This is a genomic window from Rhodanobacter sp. A1T4 (genome assembly GCF_014207185.1).
Classification (GTDB): Bacteria; Pseudomonadota; Gammaproteobacteria; order Xanthomonadales; family Rhodanobacteraceae; genus Rhodanobacter.
On sequence record NZ_JACHCP010000002.1, the window covers coordinates 281,486 to 294,238 of the forward strand.

16 protein-coding genes are annotated in these 12,753 nt (G+C 61.0%); 5 read left to right on the forward strand and 11 right to left on the reverse strand.

The window, feature by feature from the left end; all coding sequences use genetic code 11:
- The first annotated feature begins 36 nt into the window (after positions 1–36).
- The gene (locus HDE80_RS04455) at positions 37–819 is read left to right on the forward strand and encodes a class III extradiol ring-cleavage dioxygenase (RefSeq protein WP_184668271.1); all 783 of its coding nucleotides are present in this window, start codon (positions 37–39) and stop codon (positions 817–819) included.
- 27 nt (positions 820–846) lie between these two features.
- Here the strand turns inward: HDE80_RS04455 and HDE80_RS04460 are convergent, their stop codons facing one another.
- Entirely contained in the window at positions 847–1,221 is a 375-nt protein-coding gene (locus HDE80_RS04460) for a YkgJ family cysteine cluster protein (RefSeq protein WP_184668878.1), read from the reverse strand.
- Between the two features lie 90 nt (positions 1,222–1,311).
- Positions 1,312–2,172 carry a neutral zinc metallopeptidase gene (locus HDE80_RS04465; RefSeq protein ID WP_184668274.1) on the reverse strand — a complete coding sequence of 287 codons (861 nt, stop codon included), beginning with the start codon at positions 2,170–2,172 and terminating at the stop codon, positions 1,312–1,314.
- 120 nt (positions 2,173–2,292) lie between these two features.
- Here HDE80_RS04465 and HDE80_RS04470 point away from each other — a divergent pair, with 120 nt between their 5' ends.
- Both HDE80_RS04470 and HDE80_RS04475 read left to right on the forward strand, forming a co-directional pair.
- On the forward strand, positions 2,293–2,688 hold the full coding sequence (locus HDE80_RS04470) for an MAPEG family protein (protein ID WP_184668276.1): 396 nt from the start codon (positions 2,293–2,295) through the stop codon (positions 2,686–2,688).
- Positions 2,689–2,721: 33 nt separating this feature from the next.
- Complete coding sequence (locus tag HDE80_RS04475) at positions 2,722–3,579, forward strand: CPBP family intramembrane glutamic endopeptidase (RefSeq protein WP_184668278.1); 858 nt, start codon at positions 2,722–2,724, stop codon at positions 3,577–3,579.
- Positions 3,580–3,588: 9 nt separating this feature from the next.
- Here the strand turns inward: HDE80_RS04475 and HDE80_RS04480 are convergent, their stop codons facing one another.
- From HDE80_RS04480 to HDE80_RS04510, 7 genes are all read right to left on the reverse strand, one after another.
- On the reverse strand, positions 3,589–4,158 hold the full coding sequence (locus HDE80_RS04480) for a Maf family protein (RefSeq protein WP_221437421.1): 570 nt from the start codon (positions 4,156–4,158) through the stop codon (positions 3,589–3,591).
- A 242-nt stretch (positions 4,159–4,400) separates the two neighbouring features.
- On the reverse strand, positions 4,401–4,871 hold the full coding sequence (gene rlmH, locus HDE80_RS04485) for a 23S rRNA (pseudouridine(1915)-N(3))-methyltransferase RlmH (RefSeq protein ID WP_184668280.1): 471 nt from the start codon (positions 4,869–4,871) through the stop codon (positions 4,401–4,403).
- Between the two features lie 12 nt (positions 4,872–4,883).
- Positions 4,884–5,270, reverse strand: coding sequence for a ribosome silencing factor (gene rsfS, locus HDE80_RS04490; protein ID WP_179479612.1), 387 nt, complete (start codon positions 5,268–5,270; stop codon positions 4,884–4,886).
- Between the two features lie 74 nt (positions 5,271–5,344).
- On the reverse strand, positions 5,345–6,415 hold the full coding sequence (locus tag HDE80_RS04495; protein WP_184668289.1) for a nitronate monooxygenase: 1,071 nt from the start codon (positions 6,413–6,415) through the stop codon (positions 5,345–5,347).
- A 139-nt stretch (positions 6,416–6,554) separates the two neighbouring features.
- On the reverse strand, positions 6,555–6,863 hold the full coding sequence (locus HDE80_RS04500; protein WP_184668291.1) for a pentapeptide MXKDX repeat protein: 309 nt from the start codon (positions 6,861–6,863) through the stop codon (positions 6,555–6,557).
- Between the two features lie 271 nt (positions 6,864–7,134).
- Positions 7,135–7,737: a DUF1345 domain-containing protein gene (locus HDE80_RS04505; RefSeq protein ID WP_255483579.1), complete on the reverse strand. Its 603-nt coding sequence runs from the start codon at positions 7,735–7,737 to the stop codon at positions 7,135–7,137.
- Between the two features lie 315 nt (positions 7,738–8,052).
- Entirely contained in the window at positions 8,053–8,340 is a 288-nt protein-coding gene (locus HDE80_RS04510; protein WP_184668295.1) for a GNAT family N-acetyltransferase, read from the reverse strand.
- Between the two features lie 149 nt (positions 8,341–8,489).
- Between HDE80_RS04510 and HDE80_RS04515 the strand changes: the two genes are divergently transcribed.
- A complete protein-coding gene (locus HDE80_RS04515) occupies positions 8,490–8,915 on the forward strand; it encodes an OsmC family protein (RefSeq protein WP_184605032.1) in 426 nt (141 codons plus the stop codon).
- 67 nt (positions 8,916–8,982) lie between these two features.
- On the opposite strand, the gene HDE80_RS04520 is transcribed toward HDE80_RS04515, so the two are convergent.
- A complete protein-coding gene (locus HDE80_RS04520; RefSeq protein WP_184668297.1) occupies positions 8,983–10,071 on the reverse strand; it encodes a 3-deoxy-7-phosphoheptulonate synthase in 1,089 nt (362 codons plus the stop codon).
- Between the two features lie 453 nt (positions 10,072–10,524).
- Here HDE80_RS04520 and HDE80_RS04525 point away from each other — a divergent pair, with 453 nt between their 5' ends.
- A complete protein-coding gene (locus HDE80_RS04525) occupies positions 10,525–11,493 on the forward strand; it encodes an oxygenase MpaB family protein (RefSeq protein ID WP_184668298.1) in 969 nt (322 codons plus the stop codon).
- Between the two features lie 8 nt (positions 11,494–11,501).
- Here the strand turns inward: HDE80_RS04525 and HDE80_RS04530 are convergent, their stop codons facing one another.
- Positions 11,502–12,692, reverse strand: a complete 1,191-nt coding sequence (locus tag HDE80_RS04530) for a GGDEF domain-containing protein (RefSeq protein ID WP_184668300.1) — start codon at positions 12,690–12,692, stop codon at positions 11,502–11,504.
- Between the last annotated feature and the right edge of the window lie 61 nt (positions 12,693–12,753).

Here is a 12,753-nt window from a genome sequence, read left to right on the forward strand (position 1 = left end):
CCTATCTTTGGGTCATCGCATCAAGACCCTATCGCCATGAATTCACTGCCCAGTCTCTACATCTCGCATGGCTCGCCGATGACCGCGCTGCAGCCGGGCCTCACCGGCAAGCGGCTAACCGAATTGGCCTCGCTGCTGCCCAAGCCACGCGCTATCGTCATGGCCAGCGCGCACTGGCTCTCTCGCAAGCCGCAGGTCGGCGCTTCGATCGCGCCGGAAACCATCCATGATTTTCGCGGCTTTCCCTCACCGCTGTATGAGCTGCGTTACCCGGCACCAGGTTCTCCCGAGCTGGCCGAGCAGGTCGCTCAATTGCTGGATCGCGCGAACCTTCCTGCCGTGATCAACCCCGATCGCGGGCTCGATCATGGCGCATGGGTGCCGCTGCGGCTGCTGTATCCCGACGCTGATATTCCGGTGGTACCCATCACTATCCAGCCCGAACTTGGCCCGACGCATCAGTACGCGGTGGGTCAGGCGTTGTCGTCACTGCGCGACGAGGGAGTGCTGGTGATCGGCTCAGGCAGCATCACCCACAATCTGCACGATTTCGGCGCCGGTTACAGCGACGAGCGGAAAGCTCCATACGTGTTGCCATTTATCGAATGGATCGAGCAGCGGCTGGCTGAGGGCGATGTCGATGCCCTGCTCGACTATCGACGCCAGGCGCCGGGCGCCGAACGCGCGCATCCCACCGATGAGCATTTGTTGCCGCTGTTCGTGGCGCTTGGTGCGGCCGGCCCCAAAGCACTCGCGCAACGGATCGATGCCGGTATTGATCTGGGCTTTCTGGCCATGGATATCTATCGCTTCAACTGATGGCACGGCGCGAGTAAATCGAACGGATCATTCGAGGTTCGGAAATGACGCATGTGGCGCCGGCCAGTCGTTCGGCGTCAGCAGCGGCAGTCCATGCGCAAGGCGCGCCTTGTCGCACTGCGCGCTGACCGTGCCGAATTCCCATGACGGCACCACCTCGCGACACACCGACGGTCGCTGTTCGTAGATGCCGCAATGCGCGGCTTCGCCAACGACTCCAACCAGCGCGACACAGCGCGGCTTGGCGGCATTGGTGCCGCGCATCGCCAGCCGATGCGGATCCAGTTTTTCGGTCAGTTCCGCCGGCACGCTACCGTCAGTGATCACGTCGGCTTCCGACCAATGAAACGCCACGCGAAAGAACGCGCAGCAGGCGCCACAACGCAGACAGGGGTGGTCCATCGGGTTGATCAAAAGAAACTCGCTGGCATGCGACACGCGTACTTCGACACAGGCGAAACCGGCGGCCTCGCATAACGCATCAAATCAGCCTCATGGTTCGCCGGCGAACGTATTGCACTGAGCCATGTCACCACTGTTGAGTCCGGCCTTGAACCATTTCACGCGCTGCGCCGAGGTGCCGTGGGTGAATGAATCGGGCACCACTCGACCCTGCGCCTGCTCCTGCAACGTGTCGTCACCGATCTGACTGGCCGCATTGAGCGCCGACTCCACATCGCCTGGCTGCAACCATTGCAATCGGGCCTGCGTGCGATTGGCCCAAACCCCCGCATAGCAATCTGCCTGCAACTCCTGGCGCACGGAGAGTCCATCGGCGCCATCCATCGGGGCACCACGGCGGCGTGCCGCTTCCACCTGATCGAACACACCTGTCAGCTTCTGCACGTGATGACCGACTTCATGCGCGATCACGTAGGCACGCGCGAAATCCCCGGAAGCATGAAAGCGATTTTGCAGTTCCTGGAAAAACGTCAGATCCAGATACACCTTCTGATCGCCCGGGCAGTAGAACGGTCCGACCGCGGTGGATGCCGCGCCGCAAGCGGTGTTGACGCCACCGCTGAACAGCTCCAGCTTGGGATCGACATAGGTCCCGCCGCTAGCCGCAAAAATATCGCCCCAGGTTTTTTCGGTCGAACCGAGAATACGGCTGACAAATTCCTTCTGCTGCGGATCGACCTGCGCGGGCTGCGAGGTCTGCGTCGGTGCACTGGTCTGGTTACCGCCCTGATCGAGCAGCGCCAGCGGATTTTTGAAAAAGATCCAGCCCAGGATCGCCAGCACCACGATGCCGCCGATGCCCATGCGGCCACCGCCGAAACGCGGGCCACCACCACCGTTGCCGCTATCGACTTCGACGTTGTTGCTGCTCTCGCCTTTCTGCCAATCCATATATCCCCCGATGGCTGATGCATCGCGCCCGATGCCGCCCGACGAAGATAGCGTCTTGCATCCATTAGCGCCACGCAGGCGCTACGGTTACAGTGCACGCTTAATCCAAGAGTCCCGATCATGATCGAACTGCCCGCGCTGGTAACCCTGCTGACCGTGCTGCTGCTGTTCGGCACCCTTTTCGTCACCGGCAAGGCACGAGGCAAGTACGACATCAAGGCACCGGCGGTCAGCGGTCACCCGAGCTTCGAGCGCGCCTATCGGGTGCAGATGAACACCATCGAGAATACGGTGATGTTTCTGCCGGTGCTCTGGCTAGCGGCCTCGCATGGTTTTGGCGGCCTCTGGGCCGGCACCGCCGGGCTGGTGTGGCTGGTCGGTCGCGTCTGGTACGCACTGGCCTATCTGAAAGATCCGACCACGCGCGGCGGCGGTTTTGGCCTGAGCACGCTAGCCTGGGCGGCGCTACTGGTGATGGCTGGCATCGGCATCGTGCGTGCCATGATGATCGGCTGAAGCACCGGGCAAAGTGGTCGATTGCGTTATTCGATGAATACCCTTCCGGCACAACACAAGCGTGTGCCGCCGCTGTTCGATGACCGGCGCACCTCGATCGAGCCGCCCGGCCTATGGGCTGCCGCGGGTTTCATCACGCTGTATTTTCTGCTGCAGGCGGTGGTGAGCGGGCTGATCGCCATGCTGATGGGCCTGTTCACCGGCTACGTTCAGATGGATCGTGGCATCGAGCCGGTCGGCGCGGAAATCCGCACGATGCTCGATCAATCCGGCATGCCCGCAATCCTGGTGATGCTGACGCTGGGTGTGGTTACGGCAATACTTTTGCCGATGGTTCGCAGGAAATGGCCCCTGCTATGGAACCAGGCGATGCCGCCCGGCCTGGGCGTTGTGCTGCCAATGAATCCCATTTTCTTTGCACTGGCGGTCATCGTCGGGCTGACGGCACCACTCGTCGGCGGACTGCTGACGGCACTGCTGGCACATGGCGGGACGGTGACTCAGGACATTCAGGATCTCGGCTTGCAGACGCCGTTGGCGCTGCGCATCGTACTGGTGGTCGTCGTGGCGAGCCTGGGACCGATCGTGGAAGAGCTGCTGTTCCGCGGCGTGCTGCTATCGGCCTTGATGCAGCCGGCTCTGATGCGGCCGGCCCTGATGCAACGTTGGCGAACGGGCTGGAGCATCGCGATCAGCGCGCTGCTATTCGCCCTGGTGCACCTGCCCAGCATGCAATGGCAGTGGTACGCGCTGCCGGACCTAGCCCTGCTGGCCGCTGCGCTCGCCTGGCTGCGGTTGCGCTCCGGCTCGCTATGGCCTGCCGTGCTGGCCCATGGCATCAACAATCTGCTGGCGGTCGTGGTGTGGTTTGCCGCTGCCGCTATAGCCTGAGCCCGACGGCTACAGCATCACCTTGACGCTTCGCAGCAAACGCGCGGTTTCGAATACCGGCAGACCCATCACGCCGGAATAGCTACCCTCCAGATGAGCGATCAACGTCGCACCGCGACCCTGGATCGCGTACGCACCCGCCTTGCCGAACGGCTCGCCGGTCGCAACGTAGGTAGCAATGGTTGCCTCATCCAACGTATCGAAACGCACCTGCGAGACGCTTGTTTCCGATTGCTCGTGATTTTTACCAACTAACCACACTACTGAAATCACCGCGTGCGTGTGCCCCGAGAGGCGGCGCAGCATCGCGGCGGCATCGTCCGCATCGCGCGGTTTACCGAACACTTCATCGTCGAGTACCACTTCGGTATCGGCGCCGAGCACCCATGCTTCCTCCGCATGGCCAAGAGCAGATAGACCCGCGTGTGCCTTGGCTCGCGCCACACGACTGACGTATTCCTGCGGCGATTCGGCTGTCGCACGCTGCTCCGGAACATCGACATCGAGCACGGCGAAATCCACACCTAACTGTTCCAGCAACTGGCGACGGCGTGGCGACTGTGAGGCAAGATGCAGCATCAGAATTCCGGATGGTTGATCAGGCCGCGAGCATACCGGCGCCCGTCACCGGAGGCAGCGTCGAATCCACACCAAAGCAGCTAGAAGCCTGGGCGATAGAAACCCAGTGAGCGAGGCAAAGCACTTTTGAGTGAGATTTTTCGATCATTTGAGGCGAATAGCCGTAGCTATTCAACGAAAAGGAGCGGAAAGCTGGCCAAAAGAGCGCAACCGCAGCCGCTTGGTTTCTACCGCCCAGGCTCCTAGGCCCGATGGTAAGGGTGGCCTGCCAGCAGGGTGGTTGCGCGGTACAGTTGTTCAGCCACCACCAATCGCACCAGCATATGCGGCAGCGTCAATGGCCCGAGCGACCAGCTCTGTTCGGCGCGCGCGAGCACCTCAGGTGCGTGGCCATCGGGGCCACCGATGAGAAAGGCCAGATCACGCCCGCTCATGCGCCAGCGCGCCAGCTGTTCGGCGAGTTCTTCACTGGACCAGGTTTTGCCGCGGCCATCGAGCGCCACGACGTGGATGTCACGTGGCAGAGCAGCCAGTATCGCGGCGCCTTCATCCTGCATGGCACGGACGTCATCGCGGCCTTTGCCGCGGATGCCGGGCTTGAGTTCGATCAGTTCCAGTGGCAGGTCATGCGAGAGCCGCTTGCGGTATTCGGCAAAGCCTTCCGCCACCCAGCCGGGCATGCGTTCGCCCACGGCAATCAGGCGTGCGCGCATGCCAGCGCTTGCTCAGCCGGCTTGCGCGGCGTCGAAGTCGTGGCCGTGATCGCCCACGGTCCACAGGCGCTCGAGGCCATAGAACTCGCGGATGCGCGGCAGCATCACGTGGACGATGACGTCGCCCAGATCCACCAGCACCCACTCACCTTCGACTTCGCCTTCCACGCCGAGCGGCGCGACGCCCGCCTGCTTGGCGAACTTGGTGACTTCGTTGGCAATGGACTTGACGTGGCGGGCAGAGGTACCGGAAGCGATCACCAGCAGATCAGCGATGGAGGTCTTGCCGCGAACATCGATTTCGCGAACGTCCTTGGCCTTCAATTCTTCCAGCGCGTCGATCACTGACTTGCGCAGAGTGGCCGTGGTGACGGCCTTGTTGGTACGGGCAGTACTCAAGAGGGGGAGCCTCGATACAGATAACAGCGCGGAATGGCGCGGGCGCAGTATAACCGGCCTGCCCCGCCGGCACGTCAAACAGCCAAAGAGCGCCGGGCCGCGCCATATTCATCCATCAGGACACCCACCAGATCCGCGGCTGGCATCGGCCGCACCAGCGTTGCCGCCTGTCCGCACCATTCAGACAGCAGATCGCCACGACCCGCCTCGGCCGCCGCGCGGCGCAGCGGTGCGGTGAGCGCGTTCAGAACGGGATAGGCCGGCAGGTTGGCCACGGCCAGCTCCATCGCCTCCACGTAACGGTTGCGCAAGCCACGCGCGGCACGACCGGAGAAGCTGCGGATGGTGGTGACGCGATGATCTTCAGCCTGCAGGAGATCATGTTTCCATGACTCGGCGGCCGAACTCTCCGGACAACCCAGAAAAGCGGTCCCCAGCTGGCTGGCCGATGCGCCGAGAATTTCCGCAGCCAGCATGCCGCGCCCATCCATGATCCCACCCGCAGCAATCACGGGAATGTCTATCGCGCGCACCGCCATGGGCAACAGAGCAAACAGGCCGATCATCGCAGCGTCGACATCATGCAGAAACGTGCCGCGATGGCCACCGGCTTCTGCCCCCTGAAGGCTTACCGCATCGGCGCCGCATTCTGCCCAGGCACGCGCCTCAGCCACCGTGGTCGCCGTGCCAATCACGATGATGTTGCGTTGTTTCAATTTGCGTATTTGCGTGGCCTCGATCAATCCGAAAGCGAAAATCGCCACTGCGGGCCGCGCCTCATATAGAGCCGCCAACTGATCGGAAAATCGCGGAGCCCAGCGCGTCGGCAGACTGGTGCGTACCGCGAGACCTTCTCGTTCCATCAACGCATCGAGTTGCTCGCGCGCCTTGATCACCGCGGCCATATCGACGACGAACTCGTCTGGCAGGACGAACAAACCGATCGCATACGGGCGATCGGTGAGCCGTCGAATCTGCGCCGCCTGATCCAGAATCGCCTGCGGCTCCAGGTAACCCGCGCCGAGCGAACCCAAACCACCGGCACTGGATACGGCCGCGACCAGATCCGGCGTCGTCGAACCCGCCATAGGTGCCTGGATCAGTGGATGTTGAATGCCAAGATCACGGACAAACGAGTCGTTCACGGCTGACCGCCTCCAGCGGGATATCCAGCCATTATGCGCGGTTGATCATCGGCTGTTGAGCGCGTAACAACGCATACCGCACATCACAGCGAAGGAGCGTCGTCATCGCACACCCCTCGAAAACAAGCCCACTCGGCGATTAGTGGCCCGAGCTGCTGCCGCTGGCTGGAGCCTTCATTGAATCATGCTTCATCGAGTCGCTTTTCATCGAATCGTGTGACATGGAGTCATGTTTCATCGAATCACCTTTCATGGCGCCATTCTTCATCGAATCACTCTTCATTGAATCGTGCTTCATGGAATCGCTTTTCATGGCGTCACCTTTCATCGAGTCATGCGACATCGCCGAGCTGGAGCTGTGAGCCATCGCATCCTGCGCAAACGCAGAGGTGGCGGCAAAACCACAGGTCATGCCGGCGAGAAGAAGGGTTGCGAGACGTACGTTCATGGCAAAGTCCTTGAATTAAGAGGGATGGAGACGTTTTGTCATGTCTCCATAACCTTATTCGCCGATGGCTTGCCGACAGTTACATCGCCGCCGAACGTTTCTTAGAAGCTGTTTAAAAACCGTAGCGAGCGAAGGGATTTCGGGTGCGCACGGAGCGCAGGAACCGGAGTGTACGTAGAGGTACATGAGGATTCCGAGCACCGTACGCGCCCGAAATACCGAGCGCAGTAGGTTTTTAAACAGCTTCTTAGATGAAGCCTGGCGCACGGTCCTAGCTTTGCCCCGCCACGATATTCACCGTGATCGCGATGATGAACACGTTGAAAAAAAACGCGATGATGCTGTGCAGCAGCGCTACCCGCCGCAGATAGCGGCTGGTGATCTGCACGTCGGAGACCTGGAATGTCATGCCGATCACAATCGCGAAATACGCAAAATCCCAGTAATCCGGCTCCGGCGTATCGGGGAAATCGAGCCCGGTATGTTTCTCGCCATAGTCGCCGTAGAACCCGTGCGCGTAATGCATGGCAAACATGACGTTGAGGAACAACCAGGTCAGCACCACACTCAGCACACCAACCACCAGCGACGGCAAGCCGCCGCTCTTCGCCGCGTGCAACTCGTTGCTCAATGCCACCAACACCACTGATGACAGCACGATGCCACTCCACAGAATGCCCCAGCGCCCGGTGTCCTGTGCACGTGCCTGCCGACGCATGCGTGTCGGCGAGGACTGGTTGAACAGACGCGCCAAAATGCTCAGAAACACCACGGCACCAAGGTCAAAACCCAACAGAACCGCATTGGAGACGCGCGCTCCGGTTTCTACCAGCACGCCGCTGGTGATAACGAAAATCGCCAGCGCAATAAGCATTCGCGGCCGTGCCCTGATGAAATGCAGTGGTCGCCATCGGTGTTTCACCGGATGCCTCGTCTGCTCGAACGACTTCGACGGCGATGATGTGTCATCGGGAGGCATTGGCGACGATGCTTTTGCCGAAGTTCTTTTTGCGGATTTCGATGACATCGTGCTCATTCTCGTGCCAGCTTCAACATAGCGATGGATGAACTGCTGGCAATCCAGCCGTGGAAATCATCAGGGAATGCAGACAAAGGATAGCTCCAGCACGCGCGACGTCATTGCCGCGGACGGTCCGATGATAGCCGGACGCCGCGATCCGCTGGATCGTCATGCGCGCAAATTGTGGTAGTCGGCGTGGCGCTTCATCCAGTTCTCCGCATAGGAACAGGCTGGTATCACCTTCCACCCCCGGGTGCGGGCAGCATCCATTGCCGCCTTTACCAAGGCCGATGCAATACCGCGACCACCGACTTCGACCGGTACGTCGGTATGGGTAATCGTCATTACGCATGTAGCGACTCCATCGGCCAGGGTGTAGTCCAACAGACAATGCACACCATCTACCGTTGTTTCGAAGCGTCGCGCAGCGTGATCGTGATGAATATCGAACAGCATAAGAACCTCGGCATTGCACCTGATGCCCGAGCATACGGCCTGAAAGCCGAAACAGCTTGTTAAGCCTGACCATCAATCCATTCGCGCCATCTGCATGAATGGTCTGACACGCTGCCTCCTCAAAGCATTCAACCCGACAGGAGAGCACCATGAAGAAATCCGCATCCGCCCACTGGTCTGGCGGCATCAAGGACGGCCAGGGGAGTATTTCGACCGAGACTGGCGTATTGCGCGAGGCGCCGTATGGCTTCAAATCCCGTTTCGAGGACGGTCCCGGTACCAATCCCGAAGAATTGATCGGTGCAGCCCATGCCGGCTGCTACTCAATGGCGCTGTCGCTTGAGCTGGGCAAAGCCAAGCTGACCGCTGACAGCATCGACACCAAGGCCGTGGTGACGCTGGACAAAGACGGCGAAGGCTTTTCGATCACCGCCGTGCATTTGACCTGCAAAGCCAGGGTGCCAGGTGCCGATGCTGCAGCCTTTGCCAAGATTGCACAGGCGACAAAGGAGGGTTGCCCGGTTTCCAAAGTACTCAAGGCGACGATCACGCTGGATGCGACGCTGGAGAGCTGAGCTTTCCGACGAAGTAGAAGTGGCGCCCGCACCGGCGCCACCTTCATCTTGGCATCAAGCACTTGAATCAAGCAGCGTGCCTCGCGTGGAGACGGCGACGCTGTCTTACCGCGTCGGCAAGACGCTCCAGTACCGTCACCGAGCTGTCCCAGTCGATACATCCATCGGTGATACTTTGACCGTAAACCAACGGCTGGCCTGATTCGATATCCTGCCTGCCACCGACCAGGTGACTCTCCACCATCACGCCCATGATGCGTGATTCACCCGCCGCGACCTGGCCGGCGATATTGTCAATCACTGCTGGCTGATTTTCCGGCTTCTTGCTGCTGTTGGCGTGACTGGCATCGATCATCAACCGCGGCGACAAACCCGCCTTGACGAGCACCGCGCAGGCCGCTTCGACGCTGTCGGCGTCGTAGTTGGGTGAGCTGCCGCCGCGCAGAATCGCGTGGCAGTCCTCGTTGCCGGCGGTGGCGGCAATCGCGGTGCGGCCATCCTTGGTCACGGCCAGGAAATGATGCGGCTGCGACGCCGCCTGCACCGCATCGGCGGCGATCCTCACGTTGCCGTCGGTGCCATTCTTGAAACCAACCGGGCACGACAGACCCGACGCCAGTTCGCGATGCACCTGGCTCTCCGTGGTGCGTGCGCCGATCGCGCCCCAGCTGACCAGATCGGCGATGTATTGCGGCGTGATCATGTCGAGGAATTCGCAGCCAGCCGGCACACCGATCGCGTTGATGCCGATCAGCAGACCGCGCGCCAGGCGCAGGCCGCGATCGATCCGGAAGCTGCCGTCCAGACCGGGATCGTTGATCAAGCCTTTCCAGCCCACCGTGGTGCGCGGTTTTTCGAAGTAGACGCGCATTACGATTTCCAACGTGTCGGCGTGCAGCTCGCGCTGCTGCCGCAATCGTTCGGCATATTCCAGCGCAGCAGCGGTGTCATGGATGGAACACGGGCCAATGACTACCGCAAGCCGGTCGTCCCTTCCCTCGAGAATGGCGTGCAGCCTGCTCCGCGTCTGCGCCACGGTGGCACTGGCGCTGTCGCTACCGCCGCAGTCACCGATAACCTCAGCGGGCGTGCTCAGACGCTTGAGTTCGCGAATGCGAAGATCGTCGTTGTGGTTGTTCGTGATGGCAGCGTTCATGCGGTGATTCCTTGGTGATCCAGATATGGTTGATCGAGATTCACTGGCGGCCATGAAAAAAGCCGCCAGTGGTGAGCTGGCGGCTTTCGGGATTCGCTTAATCGGTAACTTACGATCGCACCCTTGGCTCCGCCTGCGGCATCTGATAGCCATAAAACCAGAAATAGAGGCGGGCGGAAGGAAATGTCATGGGTTTATAGAAATAGCACATCAGGCAGCCAAATCAAACCCTGCCTGCCCGGGACGACGCCGGATCCGATGCCGCTCCGGCCGTCTGCGCCAAACAAATATCCGACGACGCTGACTACTTGAGCCAACTGCAAGCCGGATTGCAGCTTGCACCGGAATGACCTGGAGAAGAACGGCAGCCAACGCGTTACGGATGTAAACGACACGCTATCGATGGACCATGCCGGCCACGCGCAGCTTGCTAACAGGCTCTAAGATTCAGACATGCCACCTTCTCTTCATCTACTCGCCCGCGCCGCCGGCGGATCGCTCAGTCCGGTTCGCGCAGCGATCCGGCACTGGGTGCTCAGTGCATTTCCGCCCAGCGAAGGCAGCAGCCGTATCGATTATGACCAGCCGCTCGGCGATCCTGGCTTGTTCGGGCCGGACAGCGCGACGTGGCGCGTGCACTCGGATTTCCCGGGCATGTTGTCCGGTGGCCTCGCCGCGCTGACCTTGCAGACGCTGCATCCGCTGGCGCTCGCCGGCGTCTGGGACCACTCCAATTTTCGCGAGGATCTGATTGGCCGACTCCGACGCACCACCCTGTTTGTAGGTGCCACAACGTACGCGCCGCTGGCAGCCACCGACGCACTGATCGCACATGTCCGCCGCATTCATGCCTACGTCAAAGGCCATGGCGAAGATGGACGTCCATACGCTGCGGATGATCCACATTTGCTGACGTGGGTTCACGTCACGGAGGCGTACAGTTTTTTGCAGGGCTATCGCCGCTATAGCCACGTCACGCTGCCCGTTGGTGCCGCCGACCGCTACTACAACGAAGTGCGCCGCATTGCCGAAGCACTGGGGGCTCGCGACGTACCCGCATCGGAGCAAGACGTCACCGATTACTTCAAACGTATTCAGCCGGAACTGGCTTTTACTGATCGGTCGCGCGAAGTGCTGCAGCTGCTTTCGCAGGTGAAGTTACCGGTACCTGCAGCCGGACTGTCGCGCGATCTATTCCTGCTGGCCGGCGCCGCCTTGTTGCCGGACTGGGCCAGCCAGATGCTGTGCCACACCCCGTGGCAGCAACGACAGGCGAAGCTGGCCGCGCATGCCTTGTGGTCGATCGCACCGGTATTCCGCGCCGCATTGAAAGACGGTATCGCCAGCCGCTCATGCCGACGCGTGGGCGTACCTGCGAGCACGCTGGCCCACTGGCCCGGCGAAGCGCGCGTCGCCTCCTGAAATTGCAGTCAGCTCGATGGCTCGACGCTTTTTTCCGCCATCGCCGCTTCCACCCGGTTACGGCCTGCCCGCTTGGCGGCGTACAGTGCGGCGTCGGCCCGCTGCAGCAATGTACTGCCGTCGCGATCACTTGACGCCGCATTGGCTACGCCCACTGACACAGTCAGCGTCACCGATTGGCCGTCAATCGTCAACGGCGTCTTTTCGACCGTGGCACGGACGCGTTCGGCGAGCATCAGGGTTCCCGCAAGATCCGCCCCAGGCGACAACACCACAAACTCTTCGCCGCCAACACGGCCTATCAAGTCAGACTCACGCAACGTGGTACGGATACTCAATACCAGCGAACGCAAGACCTTGTCCCCGCCATTGTGGCCGAAGCGATCGTTGACACTCTTGAAGTGGTCGGCGTCGAGCATCAGCACACCCAGTGGTTGGCGGTACCGGGACGAGTGGGCCAGCATCAGCGTCGTTGCCTCGTTGATCGCCAGCCGATTGCTCACGCCAGTCAACGGGTCAAGACGCGCCAGCAAATGCAGTTCCTGCTGCAGGATTTCGTTGTAAAGCAGCAGAAAACCGATACCGGCAAACAGCGGTTGCAAGCCGGAAAGCAGCACGTAGAGGAAATTGGTGTTGTTCGGCGCGGTGATGCCATGCAACGGGTAGTCGTTCAGCCACAGCTGGACGTTGCGCCATATCAACAACGCGGCCGCCATTGCAAAGACGCTCAGCAGCACGAAGCGCGCGCGCGAACCGCGGCGCACCGTAACGCCCACCAGCGCCTCGACGCTGAGCAGAATATTTATCGCAATGGCCAGCGAGCCCCAAAGCACCCGTGCCTGGTAGTTTGGCTCGATCAGGCCAAACCAGGCCACACCAAGCCAGCCGAACACGCCCACTGCAAGCACCAGCCGACCGCGCAGGCTTTCGCCAAGCAGCATGCGCAGGGCAATCACACTCATGCCTTGCGCAAGCAGATTAAACGCATTGCCGCCCAGCAGCAGCATCGTGGGCAGCAGATAAGCGTGCGCTGCCAGAGTCCCCCAACCTAACGCCTCCACCGCCAGCGCCGCCGACCGGATACGCAGGCTACGGCGGACACGACCCGGCTCTCCGTAAGTCCCAGCCCAAAGCATCAGCGCCATAAACGCCGTCTGCAGAGCGCTTATCAGTGAAAGCGTTTCAATCTGAAACGGCATCAATCATTCCTTGGCCAAATCACCGCACGATGTTCAAGCGCCGCCCCTGCCCCTTGTACCA